Here is a 16,735-nt window from a genome sequence, read left to right as displayed (position 1 = left end):
GCGGACAAAAAAAGAGCCGCGGATAAGGCGGCTCTCAGGAGTTTAACAGGGAGGCGTCAAACAAAGTGGCTCCAACCACTCGGTAAGAATCCAGATCACTGGATGCGCATAGTAAACGCCTGTAAAGCTTAATGAACCCTTAACGGCGCCGATGTTTTTTGAGCGAACCCCGCGCCACTGTGCCGTAACAGCACAGTTCCTGAAGGATGTGCCGGGCCTCGACTCAGGCCGTTTTCCAAACCGCCGGCAAGGCGATGAAGGCAAACAGCAGCAAGGCCGCGTAGAAACCCATCGAAGACGCCGCCACCAGCGGTTCGATCGCGGCATTGCCGCCAAGCAGGAAGTAGAGCCCGATCAAAAGGCCGATGCCGCTGATTGCGGTCAGCCAGAAGTGAACGACGGCAACCGTCTTCTGTCCGACCGCCGGAAACAGATGATAGAAGAAGGCGAAGACCGCCGACATCAGCCAGCCAGCGACCATCGTATGGGCGTGGGTCGGCATCTGGCCATGGTCCTGGCTGATCGCCATGTACAGGCCGAGCGCCATGCCGCACAGCGCATAGATAACGGCCAGCGTAAAGAAATTCCGTGCTACCCCTTGCATATCTTTCCCCCAAGTTGCCTTTCCCGTTTTCGGGAAAGGGTTGATCGTCAGGCGATTGCTCTCGCCACCGGGCTCCCGGCGCGGGCGCACTAGCATCGGCACTGTTTCTGGACGATGTCGCGCCCCCGGACGCCACTCATAATAGCAGAAAACCGGATGGCGCGCTCGCAATATCAGCGGCTCCTTACGTTAGCCGGCACTTGAAACAGAACTGGTTTTTTCACGACATCGTTCCGAAACAGGCGCGGCGATACACGCTTGGCCATCGAAGCGGCGGGCGGGCGACGGCTCGCTTCCTTCGCTACATCAGGCACCGGGGAGAAGCCATGGATTGGTATTCCATCGTCAAATTGCTGCACATACTTTCGGTGACCCTGTGGGTCGGCGGCGGCTTCGCGCTGATGGTGCTGGCGACGCTTGCCGACCGCTCGGGAAACATCCAGGGAACGCTGCAGGCAATGCGGGCCACGGGCGAATTGGGAAACCGCTTCTTCGCGCCGATGTCGATACTGACGCTGGCCTTCGGACTGATCATGTGCTGGTTCTGGGTCGGCTTCTCGCAACTGTGGATCCTGATCGGTCTTGCCGGCTACGCCACCACCTTTTCAATCGGCATGTTCGTCTTCAAGCCGAGCGCCGATCGCATGGGCGCGATGATCGCCAGGGATGGCGTGACGCCGGCCGCCCTAGCCTATGGCCAGCGCATCCTGCCGGCGGCACGCTTCGACTATGCGGTGATGCTGGTCATCATCGCCGACATGGTGTTGAAGCCGACCATCCACGACTTCACGGTCCTTGCCGCCATGGTGCTTGTGTTGGCGGCCGGCGCCACCCTGGCGCTCGGCCGACCAAGGCGCATGGTGCCGAGCGTCGCCTGAGGCAGGCGAAAACGGTCCCGGCTACATCAGGCCGGCGATCCCGTCCCACAGAAGCTTCACCGCGACGACGGCCACCGTCGCATAGGTGAAGGGATAGAAGATCTCCGGACGCATGCGGCGCACCAGCCAGGCGCCGGCGATGGTCGATAGCGGCGCCAGCGGCATCAGCACCGCCGACGCGGTCAGATTGGTGCTGTCGAACTGGCCGAGCGCGAAATAGGGAACGAGCTTCAGCGCGTTGGTGGCGGCAAAGAAGATCGCCGCCGTGCCGGACAACACCTTCGGGTCGAGCCGGATCGGCAGCGCGTAGACCTGAAAGGGCGGGCCGCCGACATGGGCGACGAAGCTGGTGAAGCCGGCGACCGTGCCCCAGAGGGCCGCGGCGACGCGGTTGGGCTGCGCCGCATGATCGGCGCCGTGGCGGTACTTCAGATAGAGCCAGCGCAGCACGAAAATGATGGCGACGGCGCCGACGATCAGCCGCACGGCCTCCTCGGTGACCAGTGCGGCCGTCAGCCAACCGAGACCGATACCGATCACCGCGCCGGGCATCATGTCGACCAGCATCTTCCTGTTATAGACGCCCCACCATGTCCATACCGAAACGATGTCCATCAGGCATAGGATGGGCAGCAGGATGGCCGCCGCTTGCACCGGCGGCATGGTCAGCGCCATCAGCGGCACGCCGACGAAACCGACCGCGCCGCCAAATCCGCCCTTGGACAGGCCGACCAGAATGACCGCCGGGACGGCGGCCGCATAGAACCACGGATCGGAAAGCAGGCCTGACATGGAGGAGGGACTGGTCTGGAGGGAAAGCGAGTCAACGCCTGAATAGCCCAGATTCCCGAGCGGAGCGACAGCAAATGTGGGCGTCGCCACAGCAAGGCCGGCCCATTCTGCTCTGCCTATCGCCGGGCCGAGACCAGCAGGAACATCGGCCGCTCGAGCTCTTCCGCCAGTTCGGGCTTGGCCGCGATCTGCGCGTCCGTCGGACGGAATTCCTCGACATGCTCGATGGTGAAGCCGCACCGGATGAGCGTGTTGAACGTGGTGCCGATGGTGCGGTGGTGTTTCACAACTCCCTTGGCCAGCCAGTCTGTCTTGCGCGGTCCCTCCACCAGATACCGGTCGACGGGCCATGTCTTGCGGCCTTCGGCATCGACAGACCAGCCGGGATGGGTCGGCGCCATATAGATCGGATGCTCCGTCGAGAAGACGAAATGCCCGCCGGGGACTAGGCACCGGTGCACGGTCTGGAACAGCCGTGCGGCATCGCTGACATAGTGCAGGGCAAGCGAGCTGTAGGCGAGATCGAAAGCCGTCCGCGGCAGGCTGAGTTCGTCGAGATCGGCGCGCTCGTAGACGATGCCGGCGTCCGGGCCGGCGGCACGCGCCCGGGCGAGCATCTTTTCCGAGAGATCGAGACCCAGAACCTCCTTGGCCCCGTGTTCAAGAGCCCAGCGGCAGAACCAGCCGAAACCGCAACCAAGATCGACGATTCGCAAGCCGCCGAGGTCGGGAAGCATCGCGCGCAACGCCGGCCACTCGGCGGCGCCGTCCAGCCCTTGGATGGACCGGCCGAGCTGGCTGTAGCCTGCGAAGAAATCCGGCTGATCGTAGACATTCTGCGCCATGTTCTTTCCTCGTTGTTCATATGCCTGACTGGCGGAGCCGCCACGCATTTCCACCACCGCCAAGCAGAGTCAAGAAAGGCCGACCGGTCATGCGCCGAGCGGTGGCGGCCGCCGCCGGATCGGCTGCGCCTTGATGATGGCGGTGCTGGTCTCGGCCTTGTCGGCGATGCGATCGAGGATACCGTCGAGGTCGCCGATCGAGCGCACGAACAGCCTGGCCACGAAGCAGTCGTCCCCCGTGACCTTGTCGCATTCGCCGAACTCAGGGATCTCCTCGATCAGCTTCTGGACGATGTGCAGCTTGCCCGGCAGCGGCTTGATGCGCACGATCGCCTGCAATGTATAGCCGAGCGCCAGCGGGTCGATCTCGACGGTGAAAGCCCTGATAACCCCGCGCTCCTCGAGCCGCCTCAGCCGCTCCGAAACGCTCGGCGATGACAGCCCGACCTGGCCGGCCAGCTCCTTCAATGAAGTCCGCGCATCCCTCACCAGGATTTCGAGGAGACGTCGGTCGAGATCGTCAAGCATTTCACATTCTCAGGATTTCCGGATCTTTGCCCATGTTTAAATAGGCGAAACTAGCATGTCACCTTTCTCATTGGATGGAAAGCCCAGGATCAGCATGAGATTATGCACGCTCAATGATCTGGAGATTTGTCGTGAGCGATACAGCACGTGGGACGATCGAAATGTCCGCCGCAATGGCGATCCTGGGAACGATCGGATGGTTCGTCGTCCTGTCCGGCCAGCCTATCATGGATGTGGTGTTCTGGCGCTGCGCTTTCGGCGCGGTGACGCTGCTCTTCATCTGCGCCGGCCTCGGCCTGTTGCGCAACAGGCTGTCGCTTCGCGTTTTCGCCATCGCGGCCCTCGGTGGCGCCGCTATCGTCGTCAACTGGCTGCTGCTGTTTAGTGCATTCTCGCGCGCGTCGATCTCGATCGCCACCGCTGTCTACAATACCCAGCCTTTCATGCTGGTCGGCTTCGGCGCGCTCTTCTTCGGCGAGCGGCTGACCCTGACGAAATCGACTTGGCTGGCAATCGCCTTCGCCGGCATGGTGCTGATCGTCCAGGCCGCCCCTGACGCCGGCGATATCGGCACCAACTATTTCGCCGGCATCGTCATGGCGCTGGCCGCTGCCTTCTTCTGGGCCGTCGCCGCCATCGTCACCAAGAAGCTCAAGGGCACACCGCCGCATCTCATCGCGCTCGTCCAGGTCTGCGTCGGCGTGTTGATGCTGGCGCCCTTCGCCAATCTCTCGCATCTTCCGACCGACGCAAGGAGCTGGGCCATGCTGGCGACGCTCGGCATCGTCCACACCGGTCTGATGTACATCCTGATGTACGGCGCCATCCAGAAGCTGCCGACGCACCTGCAGGGGTCGCTGTCCTTCATCTACCCGATCGTTGCGATCCTGGTCGACGTCACGGCATTCGGCCATCGCCTGCATCTCAGCCAACTCGTCGGCGCCGCCGCCATCCTGATCGCGGCCGCCGGCATGAATCTCGGCTGGACATTGTGGAAGCCAAGGCCTGCCGCGGCAGGTGCGCAACCGATCGAGTAACGCCAATCGCCGGCGCTTCGGCGCTCAAAAATAGTGATCCCGCCTGCCCGCCTGTTCAAAGCGGGCACTTTGCTCTATGCCGCAATCCAACCATCTTCGCCCGGCATAGGCGAAACCCGGGATCGAAGACCATGAACGACGCAACGCCCCCCAATCGCTGCCGCATCGTGCTGATCGCGCCATCTGGCGTGCCGGCCGCCCGTATCGTCTCGGCCTTCGAGGGCGGCGACGTCGCCTCGCTCATCCTGCCGCAGAACGACATGGACGAAGCTTCCTTCCAGGCCTTCGCCGCCGAAATCGTACCGGCGGCACAGGCGGCCGGCATCGCGGTCGTCATTGCCGGCGATACGCGCATCGCCGGGCGTGTCCAGGCCGACGGCATTCATGTCGAGGTCTCCAAGGCCGAGCTCGCCGAGACGGTCGAGCATTTCCAGGCAAAAATGATGGTCGGCGCCGGCGGCGCCAAGACACGTGATGACGCGCTCGAACTCGGCGAAGTCAGGCCCGACTATATTTTCTTCGGCCGCTTCGGCTACGACAACAAGCCCGATCCGCATCCGCGCAACCTGGCGCTGGGACAATGGTGGGCGCAGATGATTCAGATCCCCTGCATTGTCATGGCCGGATCGGAGCTCGCTTCGATCGAAACCGTCGCAGATACGGGCGCCGAGTTCGTCGCCCTGTCGAGTGCGGTGTTCGCCGACGGCGTCGATCCCAAGGCGGCGATCGCGCGGGCCAATGCGCTGCTCGACGAAACCGCACCGCGTTTCGAGGACTGACGTGTCTTCGGCAAGGCTTCCCCTTCAGGCCCTGCTTGCTGCGGTCATGATCCAGGCCGCTGCCGCCGAAACGATTCCTTCGCCGCACCCTAAGCCGGATGCCGGCGTGCATACCGACAAGCCGATCGAAAAGCAGTTGCCGCAGCCCGCCACCACCGCCGAGCCAGCGCCATTGCCTTCGGCCGACGCGATCAATCCCGACCGCTTCGGCGCCAAGCCGGCGGATGCGGCCTACGGGGCTTTCCAGCGCGGACTCTACAAGACCGCCTACAACCTCGCGCTGGTGCGGGCGCAAAACGGCGACCCGGCGGCGCAGACGCTGGTGGCCGAGATCCTGTCGCGCGGACTGGGCGTGCCCCTCAATGCGGCCGAAGCGGCGAAATGGTACGCAGCCGCCGCCGAGCAAGGGGTGCCGGAATCGCAGTTCCAATATGCGCTGATGCTGCTCGACGGCCGCTACGTCAAAAAGGACGAAAAGGAAGCCTATGCGCTGATGCAGGCCGCCGCCGAAGCGGGCAACCGGCTGGCACAATTCAATTTCGCGCAGATGCTGGTCCAGCAGGACCCCGGCGACGCCGGCATCGCCAAGGCCGTGACCTATTACGAGCGCGCCGCGGCGACCGGCCTCGCCGACGCCCAGTATGCGATGTCACAGATCTATGCCAACGGCGTCGGCGGCAAATCGCGCGACGACGCCCAGGCCCGGCGCCTGCTGGCTCAGGCCGCGCGGCAAAACTATGACACCGCGCAACTCGACCTCGCCACCTGGATGATCGAGGGCCGCGGCGGCGGGCGTGATTTGAAATCCGCCTTCGGCTGGATGAAGCAGGCCGCCGAAGGCGGCAATGTCGCCGCCCAGAACCGCCTGGCGAAACTCTATATGCAAGGCATCGGCACCGAGCCGGACCTCGTGCTTGCCGGCGCCTGGTACATCGTCGCCCGCCGCGCCGGCCTCATCGACCCCGAGATGGACGATTTCCTGCAAGGATTGAGCGACGACCAGACCAAGCAGGCACTGCAGAAGGCAAACCGCCTGCCCTGACGCGATCAGCGGAAATCCAGCGGAAGTCATCGCGCGATGCTCGTCGAGGCAAGTGACCTCGATCTTTCCATGCAGATGGCTATCATGCGGTCGTCGCAGATCCGTCGGCTGGCAAAAGTCTTCGATATCATTACCGAAGCGGTCGCCGCGGTTTCGATGAGAGCGGTTGAGGGTTTATATCGCGGCATCGCTTCTCCAAGGAGGCAATGAAATGGCTTCGCCCGACAAACGATGCACGCATGGCAGCTTCATCCTCGAGGTAACGCCAAGCGCCGAAGGTTGCGAGGAGTGCCTGAAGACCGGTTCCTGGTGGGTGCATCTGCGGCTGTGCCGCACCTGTGGCCATGTCGGCTGCTGTGACAGTTCTCCGAACCGTCACGCCACCGGCCACTACCGGGCGACCGGCCATCCGGTCATCGAGGCCTACGACCCGCCCGAGACGTGGGGCTGGTGCTATGTCGACGAGGTCATGCTCGATTTCTCGCAGGACAAGACGCCGCAACGCGGCACCATCGTGCGCTTCGATTGAGCCGCCGCCACGGGACACCCGATCAGCGCCAGCTTGCCTCTTCGGGCGATTTGTGGTCTTGGAGGCCCGAAATCGCTGTCTTGCGAACATCTCATTCCCGGATCACATCATCATGGCCAAGATCAACGGCAACGAAATCCGTCCCGGCTACGTCATCGAGCACGATGGCGGCCTGTGGGTGGCCGTCAAGACCAACACGGTCAAGCCGGGCAAGGGCGGCGCCTATAACCAGGTCGAATTGAAGAACCTCATCAACGGCACAAAGCTGAACGAGCGCTTCCGTTCGGCAGAGACGGTCGAGCAGATCCGGCTCGATCTCAAGGATTTTTCCTTCCTCTACGAGCAGGGCGACGCCCTGGTGTTCATGGACACCGAGAGCTACGAGCAGCTCGAGCTGGCGAAGGACTTCGTCGGAGACCGCGCCGCTTTCCTGCAGGACGGCATGATGGTGACGGTCCAGCTCTACGAGGAAAGGCCTATCGGCATTTCGCTCCCCGACCAGGTAACGCTGACCATCACCGAAGCGGACCCGGTGGTAAGGGGCCAGACGGCGGCCTCTTCCTACAAGCCCGCGGTGCTGGAAAACGGCATTCGCGTGCTGGTGCCGCCATTCATCGGCGCGGGGGAACGCATCGTCGTCGACACCAATGAAATCACTTATATGCGCCGCGCCGACTGATGCATGTCGCCCAGAGGTGCCCCAGGTTTCGGGTCACCGACATGCATCAGGACAAAGGTTAAAGCGCGGGCAGCAGGAAGAGTTACGATGGCACGCTCAGCCCTTCTCAACGTCATGGTCCAGGCCGCAATGAAGGCCGGCCGCTCGCTGTCGCGCGATTTCGGCGAGGTCCAGAACCTGCAGGTCTCGATGAAGGGACCGGGCGACTATGTCAGCCAGGCCGACCGCAAGGCCGAGGATATTGTCTTTGCCGAACTGTCGAAGGCGCGGCCCGGTTACGGCTTCCTGATGGAAGAGCGCGGCACGATCGCCGGCGATGACAGCCAGCACCGCTGGATCGTCGATCCGCTCGACGGCACCACCAATTTCCTGCACGGCATTCCGCTTTTCGCTGTCTCGATCGCGCTCGAGCGCCAGGGCCAGATCGTGGCCGGCGTGATCTACAATCCGGCCATGGACGAGCTCTATACGACCGAGCGCGGCGGCGGCGCCTTCATGAACGACCGCCGCCTGCGTGTCGCCGGCCGCACCAAGCTCATCGACACCGTCATCGGCTGCGGGGTGCCGCATCTGGGGCGTGGCCAGCATGGCAATTTCCTGATCGAATTACGCAATGTCATGGCCGAGGTTTCCGGCGTCCGGCGCCTGGGTTCGGCCTCGCTCGATCTCGCTTACGTCGCCGCCGGCCGCATGGACGGATTCTGGGAAGTCGGCCTGTCGCCCTGGGACATCGCAGCCGGCCTGTTGCTGATCCGTGAAGCAGGAGGGTTCGCCTCCGACATGGACGGCGGCCAGGACATGCTCGACAACGGTTCGGTCGTCGCCGGCAACGAGATCATCCAGCGCGCCCTCCTGAAGGCCGTGAAAAAGCCGCTCGCTGCCCGCTGAAGCAGGAATAAGCGCGGAGTAATATCAAATCCCCGCCGCGCTGAAGCGCCGCAGTCGCAAAACGGCAAACAAAGCTTGAAATACTGTCCGGCGCTTGCCCAGATAGGGTTGACGCAGGACGATGATGATCAAGACGCCGCCGCAGATCGAGATCCCCTTTGTCGGACGATGGCACTATTCGCGTGCCGAGATGATCGCCGACGGCATCGTCCATGCCGTCGGCATCGTGCTGGCGATCGCGGCCGGTTCGGCGCTGCTGGCGCTGGCCGCCTTTCGGGTCGGACCGGGCGAATACATCGCCGCCGCCTTCTATGTCGTGTCGCTGCTCACCGTGCTCTCGGTGTCGCTGACCTACAATCTATGGCCGGTGACTTCGCCGGTGAAATGGATTTTGCGGCGTTTCGACCACGCTGCGATCTATCTGCTCATCGCCGCCACCTACACGCCCTTTCTCGCGCAGCTCGACGGCTCGGCGCTGGCCGGCTGGATGATCGTCCTGGTCTGGACCGCGGCCATTATCGGCATCGCCATAAAGGTGTTTTTCCCCGGCCGCTTCGACCGGCTGGCGATCGTCTTCTATCTCGCCATCGGCTGGAGCGGCATCGTCCTGGTCGAGCCGCTCGTCGCTACCTTGCCGACGACGGCGATCGTGCTCATCGTCGCCGGCGGCGTCGTCTATTCCTGCGGCGTGATCTTCTTCGCCTGGAAGGGGCTGCGCTTCCACAACGCGCTGTGGCATGGTTTCGTGGTCACCGGCGCAGGCCTGCATCTGGCGGCGATGGTCGATTGCCTGGTCATCAACCGTCTCTGAAACTGCTGGCGGCAATATTGCCAAGCACCATTCAATTTGGTCACAATTCCGTTTAGAGTCGCCGACGACGTGATCGGCGGCAGCGGCATCGGAAACGGGGCACGGATGGCTTTTCTCAGATCCTTCGGCATGGGCAGGCGCTCCGACGTGCTGATCTACGATCCACACAAATTGTCGAGCCCGCAGGTCTTTCTCCTGACCATGGTCATCTTCCTGGCCATCGTCGCCTTCATCGCAGCGATCCTGACACGGCAGATCTCGACCGCCTTCGTCACCAATCCCGGGCTCAACGGCCTGATCATCGGCGTGCTTGCCGTCGGCATCCTTTTGGCCTTCGTCCAGGTCGGGCGGCTGTTTCGCGAAGTGCGCTGGGTCAACTCCTTCCGCGCCGGTTCCGAGATCACCGAACCGGTGCTGCTGGCGCCGATGAAGGCGATGATCGGCCGCTCGTCGAGCATGGCGTTTTCGACCAGCTCGATGCGCACCATGCTCGACTCCATCGCCACGCGGCTCGATGAAAGCCGCGACACCTCGCGCTACCTCGTCGGCCTCCTGGTGTTCCTTGGCCTGCTCGGCACCTTCTGGGGCCTGCTGAACACGATCGGCTCCATCCGCGAGACCATCGAGTCGCTCGATCCCGGCACGGGCGATGCCGCCGCTGTGCTGGATTCGCTGAAGCAAGGGCTGTCGGCGCCGCTCGCCGGCATGGGCACGGCCTTCTCGTCGTCGCTGTTCGGCCTGTCCGGCTCGCTCGTTCTCGGTTTCCTCGACCTGCAGGCCGGCCGCGCGCAGACGCGCTTCTACACCGAACTGGAGAACTGGCTGTCCTCGGTCACCGACCTGTCGTCCGACATCGTCGTCTCCGACGCGGTCCGGACCGAGCCTTCCGATGAAATCCGCCTGCTGTCGGAGCGGCTGCGCAGCATGCAGGAGAATGGCGGCGGCTCCAATCCGCGCGTCGCCACCGCCATGGCCAATCTCGCCGACGGCATTTCCGGCCTGGTCAAGAACATGCGCTCCGAGCAGCAGATCATGCGCGACTGGGTCGAAGCACAGTCGGATGAACAAAAGGCGATGCGCAACACGCTGGAAAAGATCGCCGACGCCCTGAAGAAGACCGGGGTGCACTAGCATGGCGCTCGCCAGGAGCCGGCGCGCCGACCGCCGCATCGACTATTGGCCGGGCTTCGTCGACGCGTTGTCGACGCTGCTTCTGGCCATCATGTTCCTGCTCACCGTCTTCGTGCTGGCGCAGTTCCTGCTCGGCCGCGAAATCTCCGGCAAGGACGCCGTGCTGTCGCGTCTCAATTCGCAGATCAACGAACTGACGCAGCTTCTGGCGCTGGAGCGTTCCACGACACAGGACAAGGAGGATTCGCTCGCCAATCTGCAGGCATCGCTGTCGGCGGCCGAAGCGGAGAAGAGCCGGCTCCAGCAGCTGCTGGCGCAAGGTGCGGGCGCCGGTGATGCGGCCAACCAGCGCGCGGCGGCGCTGACGGGCGAGCTCGACAGCCAGCGCCAGATCAGCCAGCAGGCGCTGAGCCAGGTCGAGATCCTCAATCAGCAGATCGCGGCCTTGCGCAAGCAGATCGGCGCGCTCGAGGACGCGCTCAACGTCTCCGAGGCCCGCGACCGGGATTCCAACACCAAGATCGCCGACCTTGGCCGCCGCCTCAACGTGGCGCTGGCGCAGCGCGTGCAGGAACTCAACCGCTACCGCTCCGACTTCTTCGGCCGCCTGCGCGAAATCCTCGCCGACCGCGAGAACATCCGCATAGTCGGCGACCGCTTCGTCTTCCAGTCGGAAGTGTTGTTTCCGACCGGCTCGGAGGTGATCAACGATGCCGGCAAGGTCGAGATGAAGAAACTTGCCGACGCCATCATCGAGTTGCAGAAGGAGATTCCCCCGGAGATCAACTGGGTGCTGCGCGTCGACGGCCATACCGACAACAAGCCGCTGTCCGGCACCGGTCGGTATCGCGACAATTGGGAGCTGTCGACGGCGCGCTCCACTTCCGTGGTGAAGTTCCTGATCGAGAACGGCGTGCCGGCCAACCGGCTGGTCGCCGCCGGCTTCGGCGAGTTCCAGCCGCTCGATCCCGCCGACACCGAAGAGGCGCGCAACAAGAACCGCCGGATCGAACTGAAGCTCACCGAACGGTGATCCATCATCACGCGATCTCACGCGAATTTGTTCGCCGGCTCAACTCTAGGGCGCAGTTGTGCACCGGCAAGGCCTGAAAAGATTATCTTTTTTTAATTACACTTCGCCGCAAAGCGCTCCTAGCGTGCTGCGCAGGGCCGAGAACCGCCGGCGATGCCTCCCATCGCGACGCGACGGAACTGGACGGCCCGCATCGTCCGGAAGCGGAACGGCAGAGCCGTTCTTTTCCGCAGCAAAAGGAGGCGCCGTCATGCGCTCTTCAGCATCTCTCAAGACTGCAACCCTTGCCGCGATTCTTGTCGCCGCCCCGCTTGCCGGCGCCTACGCCGCGGGTCACCACAAGGGCGCGCTCGACGCGACCGACCCAACCGACATGACCGGCCCGCGTGTCGAGGCTCTCATTGAACAGGTTCAAGGCGTGCATCAGGGCATAATCACCGCCAGACAGGCCAACAACATCACCCCGGCCGCGGCGGAGCGCCTGGAGATGCGCACCGCTCGCATAGGTCAGGCGGCGGAGAAGATAGCCTCGTCGGATCACGGCAGGATACCGGCCGCACAATATCATGACCTGCTGCGCCGTCTCGACAATGTCGACCAGCGGCTGAGGGTCGACATCGGTAGCGGTTTCCTGATGGGCGACGGCGCCGACGGCGGGAACTATCCGAACGGCTGAGGCCATTCTGATCGCGGCCCAAAAGGAAGGGACCACCTGGCGTCTACGGGACCCAATCCCGCAGGCGCCTCTTTTCCTCACCAGCCGAGCCAGACCGCTACCAAGGCAGCCGCTGCCGGCGCGGCCTGCACGAACAGGATCTTGCGACCGACCGTTGCCGCCCCGTAGAGCCCGGCAACGGCCACGCAGAGCAGGAAGAAAACCTTGACCTGGAAACCGGCCGTGCCGAGGTAGAGGGCCCAGATCAGGCCGGCGGCGAGAAAGCCGTTATAGAGACCCTGATTGGCGGCAAGCACCTTCGAGGCGCTGGCGAATTCCGGCGTCAGCCGGAATGCCTTGTGCCCGCGCGGCGTATCCCAGAGCACCATCTCCAGATAGACGATATAGACATGGATCAAAGCCACCAGCCCGACCAGGATGTTGCCGATCATCGTATTCCCTCGTGATGTATCGTCGGGCAGCATTTCACGCGTCGGCTCGCCAGCGCAAGGCGCATCTGCCGGACGGCGCGTGAGGGTTGCAAACGCGCCGGCGTTGGTATCTTTTTCGCCCTTCCCAATCACGGAAGCCGCCATGTCCTTTCAAAAACTCGATGACCTCGGCCACAAGCTCGAAGCCCTGGAGCACGCGCTGGCCATCCTCGGCGCCGATGAAGCGACCCACATGGCCGTCGGTGGCGGCGAGAAGCGCGCCGAGGCCATGGCGGCACTTGCCGGCATGTACCACACCAGGGCGACCGCGCCGGAAATAGCGGACTGGATCGCCGCCGCCGAAGGCGAGGCGCTTGACGATGAACAGCGGGCGGCGCTGGCCGAACTGCGGCGGCAATACACCAACCTGACCTGCCTGCCGGTCGAATTCGTCGAACGCCAGACGACCGCCCGCATGCGCTGCGAGCAGCTGTGGCGCGACCTGCGGGCCAAGAACGACTGGGCGGGCTTCCTGCCGGCGCTTGAAGGCGTGGTGGCGCTGGTGCGCGAAGAGGCGGCCCTGCGCGCCGACATCCTCGGCCTCGCCCCCTACGACGCGCTGATGGAGCAATACGACCCCGGCAACCGCACCGCCGACATCACCCCGGTGTTCGCCGACTTGAAGGCTTTCCTCAAGGGGTTCGTGCCGGAAGCGCTGGCGGCGCAGGAAGCGCGGCTGCGCAAGCATCCGCTGAAGCCGCTTGCGGGCAGCTACGCGATCGACAGGCAGCGTGAACTCGGCCTTGCCATGATGGCGGCGGTCGGCTTCGACCTGACGCACGGCTCGCTGTCGGTGTCGCACCATCCGTTCTGTGGCGGTGTGCCGAGCGACGTGCGCATCACCACCCGCTACAAGACTTCCGATTTCTTGTCGGCGCTGATGGGCGTGCTGCACGAGACCGGCCACGCACTCTACGAGCAGAACCTGCCGAAGGCCTGGTCGCACTGGCCGCTCGGCAAGGCGCGCGGCATGGCCGTGCATGAAAGCCAGAGTCTGTTCGTTGAAAAGCAGATCGGGCGCAATCCCGCCTTCTGGCGTTGGGCATTGCCGGTCGTGGAAAAGCATCTCGGCGAAATCTGGTCGCTCGACGACATCCTGCCGCATGTCCACCATGTCGAGCGCGGCCTGATCCGTGTCGATGCCGACGAGGTGACGTATCCGCTGCATGTCATCCTGCGCTATGAACTGGAGCAGGAGCTCGTCTCCGGCAGGCTCGAGGTGGCCGAACTGCCCGAGGCCTGGGACGCCAGGATGCGCGACTATCTCGGCCTCTCAACCATCGACAACCCCGCGGACGGGCCGATGCAGGACGTGCATTGGCCTGCTGCCGCCTTTGGCTACTTTCCCTCCTACACGCTGGGCGCGATAATGGCGGCGCAGCAATGGGCGGCGCTGACGCGGGAGCATCCGTCGGCCGATGACGATCTTGCCATGGGGAATTTCGGTGCCATCAACGATTGGCGCCGCAAGAACATATGGTCGCACGGATCGCGCTGGTCGACGCCCGACCTGCTCGAACGCGCCACCGGTGAAAAGCTCAATGCCGTCTATTTCACCGACCACCTGCGCAAACGGTATGGAGCCGCGTGAGCACGCCCAGCGTCGCCGCTACTCAGCCGCGCCCCTGAAGGCGCTGGCGCCGGTCTCGAACTGCAGCTTGGCCAGCCGGGCATAGATGCCGCCCTTGGTCACCAGGCTCTGATGCGTGCCTTCCTCGACGATGCGGCCGCCATCCATCACCAGGATGCGGTCGGCCTTCAGCACCGTCGCCAGGCGGTGCGCGATGACGATCGTGGTGCGGCCCCGCATCAGCCGCTCCAGCGCCATTTGCACCAGCGTCTCGCTTTCGGCGTCGAGTGCCGAGGTCGCCTCGTCGAGCAACAGGATCGGCGCGTCGCGCAGGATGGCGCGGGCGATCGCCACCCGCTGGCGTTGCCCGCCCGACAGCGTCACGCCGCGCTCGCCGACCTGGCTGTCATAGCCCTTCTCGAGCTTGAGGATGAATTCGTCGGCCAGCGCGTCCTTTGCCGCCGCTTCGATCTCTGACTCGCTGGCGCCCGGCCGGCCGAAGCCGATATTGTCGCGCGCGCTGGCCGCGAAGATGGTGACGTCCTGCGGCACGATGGCGATGCGCTGCCGTATCGAAAGGGGGTCGGCTTCGCGGATGTCGACGCCGTCGATCAGGATCCTGCCGGTCTCCGGATCGTAGAAGCGCAGGATCAGCGAGAACACCGTGCTCTTGCCCGCTCCCGAGGGACCGACGATCGCCACCGTCTCGCCAGGCTTGACCGAGAAGCTCAGGCCGTGGACGGCGGCGCGGTCGGGCCGGGCCGGGTAGGAAAAGGACACGGCCTCGAAGCTGATCGCTCCCTTGCTCGCCACCGGCAGCGGCCTGGGATTGGCAGGCGCCACGATCGCCGGCTCCTCGGCCAGGATTTCGGTCAGCCGTTCGGCGGCACCTGCTGCCTGGGCCAATTCGCCCCAGACCTCCGATAGCGCGCCGAGCGCACCGGCGGCGAATACCGAATAGAGCAGGAACTGGCCTAGCGTGCCCGGCGACAGATTGCCGTCGAGCACGTCGCGCGAGCCGAACCACAGCACCGCCACGACCGAGGAGAAAATCGTGAAGATGGCGAAGAAGGTGAGGAACGAGCGCGCGAAGATCGAGGCGCGCGCGGCTTCGAAGGCAGCCTCGACGGCACCCGAAAAACGCCCGGTGACCAGCGTCTCATTGGTGAAGGCCTGCAATGTGCGCACCGCGCCGATCTGCTCGCTGGCATAGGCGGTGGCATCGGCCAGCGTGTCCTGCGCCTGCCTTGACTTGCGCCGCACCGAGCGGCCGAAGGCGACCAGCGGCAGCACGATGATTGGAATGGCTGCGATGACCAGCCCGGACAGTTTCGGGCTGGTGAAAACCATCATCGCGACCGCGCCGAGGCCAAGGATGACATTGCGCAGCGCCACCGAAGCGGTCGCCCCGACCGCCGATTTGACCTGCGTGGTGTCGGCGGCGAGCCGCGACACGATCTCGCCCGACTGGGCAGTGTCGAAGAAGGCCGGCGACAGTTTCGTCACATGGGCAAAGACATCGCGCCTGATATCGGCGACGACGCGCTCGCCGAGCGTGATGACGAAATAGTAGCGGCCCGCCGATGCCGCCGCCAGCAGCGCGGCCATCGCCACCAGCGCGGCGAAATATTCGGCGATGAAGGAGGAACCGGACGGCGTGAAACCATGATCGATCATGCGCCGTACCGCCAGCGGCAGCGCCAGCGTCGTCACCGCCGCGACGATCAGCGAGATGACGGCGCCCGCCACCAATGTGCGGTAGCGGCCGATGTAGGGAAACAGGCGCCTGAGCGGCTTGAGCGAGCGCCGGCGCTCGTCTGCGCTGCTGGTTTGCGCCATCCTGGTCTTTTCCTCTTGGCCGCCTTCAGCTATGCGCCTCAATATGCGCTTGCCGCGGCCTTGTGATTCAATTCCGGCTGATGTATAGGCTCGCCGACCGTTTTAGAAGCCGTGGCTCCTCAATAGCTGCGGCTTCGAGTTTTAAAAAGGGGCGCATCGACGCAGGCTTTCAGCCCGTCAGCCGCGCCCGGCAAACCAGGAACCGAGCCATGAAGACCGATATCCATCCCGACTACCACACCATCAAGGTCGTCATGACCGACGGCACCGAGTACATGACCCGTTCGACCTGGGGCAAGGAAGGCGATACGATGAACCTCGACATCGACCCGACCACGCACCCGGCCTGGACCGGCGGCCAGCAGACCCTGCTCGACCGCGGCGGCCGCCTGTCGAAGTTCAAGAAGCGCTTCGAAGGTTTCGGCCTCTAGGCCTCATCAGCTTTTCGCAGACCAGAGAACCCGCCCCCGTGGCGGGTTTTTTGTTGGCCAATGCACGTCCCTTCACGCTGGCGCTTGCCCCCACCTCCGCCTTGTCGGTCCCGTGTGGGAGGTCGGACCGAAGGTCGGGGTGGGGGCAAGCGCCAGCGTGAAGGGACGTGCAT

20 protein-coding genes are annotated in these 16,735 nt (G+C 64.1%); 14 read left to right on the top strand and 6 right to left on the bottom strand.

Annotated elements, in window-relative coordinates; genetic code table 11:
* Positions 1-223: 223 nt before the first annotated feature.
* Positions 224-604, bottom strand: coding sequence for a cbb3-type cytochrome c oxidase subunit I (locus FJ986_RS28840; RefSeq protein ID WP_140550847.1), 381 nt, complete (start codon positions 602-604; stop codon positions 224-226).
* 326 nt (positions 605-930) lie between these two features.
* Here FJ986_RS28840 and FJ986_RS28835 point away from each other — a divergent pair, with 326 nt between their 5' ends.
* Positions 931-1,482: a DUF2269 family protein gene (locus FJ986_RS28835; RefSeq protein ID WP_140628020.1), complete on the top strand. Its 552-nt coding sequence runs from the start codon at positions 931-933 to the stop codon at positions 1,480-1,482.
* Between the two features lie 21 nt (positions 1,483-1,503).
* Here FJ986_RS28835 and FJ986_RS28830 read toward each other — a convergent pair whose 3' ends face one another.
* The 3 genes from FJ986_RS28830 to FJ986_RS28820 form a co-directional block, all read right to left on the bottom strand.
* A complete protein-coding gene (locus tag FJ986_RS28830) occupies positions 1,504-2,274 on the bottom strand; it encodes a sulfite exporter TauE/SafE family protein (RefSeq protein ID WP_140493196.1) in 771 nt (256 codons plus the stop codon).
* Positions 2,275-2,390: 116 nt separating this feature from the next.
* On the bottom strand, positions 2,391-3,119 hold the full coding sequence (locus FJ986_RS28825; RefSeq protein ID WP_140676678.1) for a class I SAM-dependent methyltransferase: 729 nt from the start codon (positions 3,117-3,119) through the stop codon (positions 2,391-2,393).
* Between the two features lie 87 nt (positions 3,120-3,206).
* Positions 3,207-3,647, bottom strand: a complete 441-nt coding sequence (locus tag FJ986_RS28820; RefSeq protein ID WP_140525044.1) for an Lrp/AsnC family transcriptional regulator — start codon at positions 3,645-3,647, stop codon at positions 3,207-3,209.
* 131 nt (positions 3,648-3,778) lie between these two features.
* On the opposite strand from FJ986_RS28820, the gene FJ986_RS28815 reads away from it, so the two are divergent.
* The 11 genes from FJ986_RS28815 (at position 3,779) to FJ986_RS28770 (ending at position 12,252) form a co-directional block, all read left to right on the top strand.
* Positions 3,779-4,684, top strand: coding sequence for a DMT family transporter (locus tag FJ986_RS28815; RefSeq protein WP_140676675.1), 906 nt, complete (start codon positions 3,779-3,781; stop codon positions 4,682-4,684).
* A gap of 131 nt (positions 4,685-4,815) precedes the next feature.
* Complete coding sequence (locus FJ986_RS28810) at positions 4,816-5,463, top strand: thiamine phosphate synthase (RefSeq protein WP_140566831.1); 648 nt, start codon at positions 4,816-4,818, stop codon at positions 5,461-5,463.
* A 1-nt stretch (position 5,464) separates the two neighbouring features.
* Complete coding sequence (locus tag FJ986_RS28805; RefSeq protein WP_140517548.1) at positions 5,465-6,505, top strand: tetratricopeptide repeat protein; 1,041 nt, start codon at positions 5,465-5,467, stop codon at positions 6,503-6,505.
* Positions 6,506-6,541: 36 nt separating this feature from the next.
* Entirely contained in the window at positions 6,542-6,715 is a 174-nt protein-coding gene (locus FJ986_RS30615) for a hypothetical protein (protein ID WP_181165380.1), read from the top strand.
* Between the two features lies 1 nt (position 6,716).
* The gene (locus FJ986_RS28800; protein ID WP_140525042.1) at positions 6,717-7,034 is read left to right on the top strand and encodes a UBP-type zinc finger domain-containing protein; all 318 of its coding nucleotides are present in this window, start codon (positions 6,717-6,719) and stop codon (positions 7,032-7,034) included.
* A gap of 112 nt (positions 7,035-7,146) precedes the next feature.
* Entirely contained in the window at positions 7,147-7,713 is a 567-nt protein-coding gene (gene efp, locus FJ986_RS28795) for an elongation factor P (protein WP_140493174.1), read from the top strand.
* A gap of 87 nt (positions 7,714-7,800) precedes the next feature.
* Positions 7,801-8,601, top strand: a complete 801-nt coding sequence (locus FJ986_RS28790) for an inositol monophosphatase family protein (protein ID WP_140493170.1) — start codon at positions 7,801-7,803, stop codon at positions 8,599-8,601.
* Positions 8,602-8,725: 124 nt separating this feature from the next.
* Positions 8,726-9,412, top strand: coding sequence for a hemolysin III family protein (locus tag FJ986_RS28785; protein ID WP_140493526.1), 687 nt, complete (start codon positions 8,726-8,728; stop codon positions 9,410-9,412).
* Positions 9,413-9,517: 105 nt separating this feature from the next.
* On the top strand, positions 9,518-10,543 hold the full coding sequence (locus FJ986_RS28780; RefSeq protein WP_140493167.1) for a MotA/TolQ/ExbB proton channel family protein: 1,026 nt from the start codon (positions 9,518-9,520) through the stop codon (positions 10,541-10,543).
* A 1-nt stretch (position 10,544) separates the two neighbouring features.
* A complete protein-coding gene (locus FJ986_RS28775; protein WP_140493164.1) occupies positions 10,545-11,576 on the top strand; it encodes a peptidoglycan -binding protein in 1,032 nt (343 codons plus the stop codon).
* A 250-nt stretch (positions 11,577-11,826) separates the two neighbouring features.
* Positions 11,827-12,252 (top strand): hypothetical protein, encoded by a 426-nt coding sequence (locus tag FJ986_RS28770; RefSeq protein WP_140493161.1) that lies wholly within the window; start codon positions 11,827-11,829, stop codon positions 12,250-12,252.
* Positions 12,253-12,329: 77 nt separating this feature from the next.
* Here the strand turns inward: FJ986_RS28770 and FJ986_RS28765 are convergent, their stop codons facing one another.
* Complete coding sequence (locus FJ986_RS28765) at positions 12,330-12,683, bottom strand: DUF1304 domain-containing protein (RefSeq protein WP_140493158.1); 354 nt, start codon at positions 12,681-12,683, stop codon at positions 12,330-12,332.
* A 142-nt stretch (positions 12,684-12,825) separates the two neighbouring features.
* On the opposite strand from FJ986_RS28765, the gene FJ986_RS28760 reads away from it, so the two are divergent.
* Positions 12,826-14,313, top strand: a complete 1,488-nt coding sequence (locus FJ986_RS28760; RefSeq protein ID WP_140525040.1) for a carboxypeptidase M32 — start codon at positions 12,826-12,828, stop codon at positions 14,311-14,313.
* A gap of 18 nt (positions 14,314-14,331) precedes the next feature.
* Here the strand turns inward: FJ986_RS28760 and FJ986_RS28755 are convergent, their stop codons facing one another.
* The gene (locus FJ986_RS28755; protein ID WP_140493152.1) at positions 14,332-16,131 is read right to left on the bottom strand and encodes an ABC transporter transmembrane domain-containing protein; all 1,800 of its coding nucleotides are present in this window, start codon (positions 16,129-16,131) and stop codon (positions 14,332-14,334) included.
* Positions 16,132-16,340: 209 nt separating this feature from the next.
* Here FJ986_RS28755 and rpmE point away from each other — a divergent pair, with 209 nt between their 5' ends.
* Positions 16,341-16,562: a 50S ribosomal protein L31 gene (rpmE, locus tag FJ986_RS28750; protein ID WP_006327661.1), complete on the top strand. Its 222-nt coding sequence runs from the start codon at positions 16,341-16,343 to the stop codon at positions 16,560-16,562.
* Positions 16,563-16,735: the final 173 nt, after the last annotated feature.

This window comes from Mesorhizobium sp. B1-1-1, assembly GCF_006442955.1.
Classification (GTDB): Bacteria; Pseudomonadota; Alphaproteobacteria; order Rhizobiales; family Rhizobiaceae; genus Mesorhizobium.
This window is presented reverse-complemented; position numbering and strand designations above follow the sequence as displayed.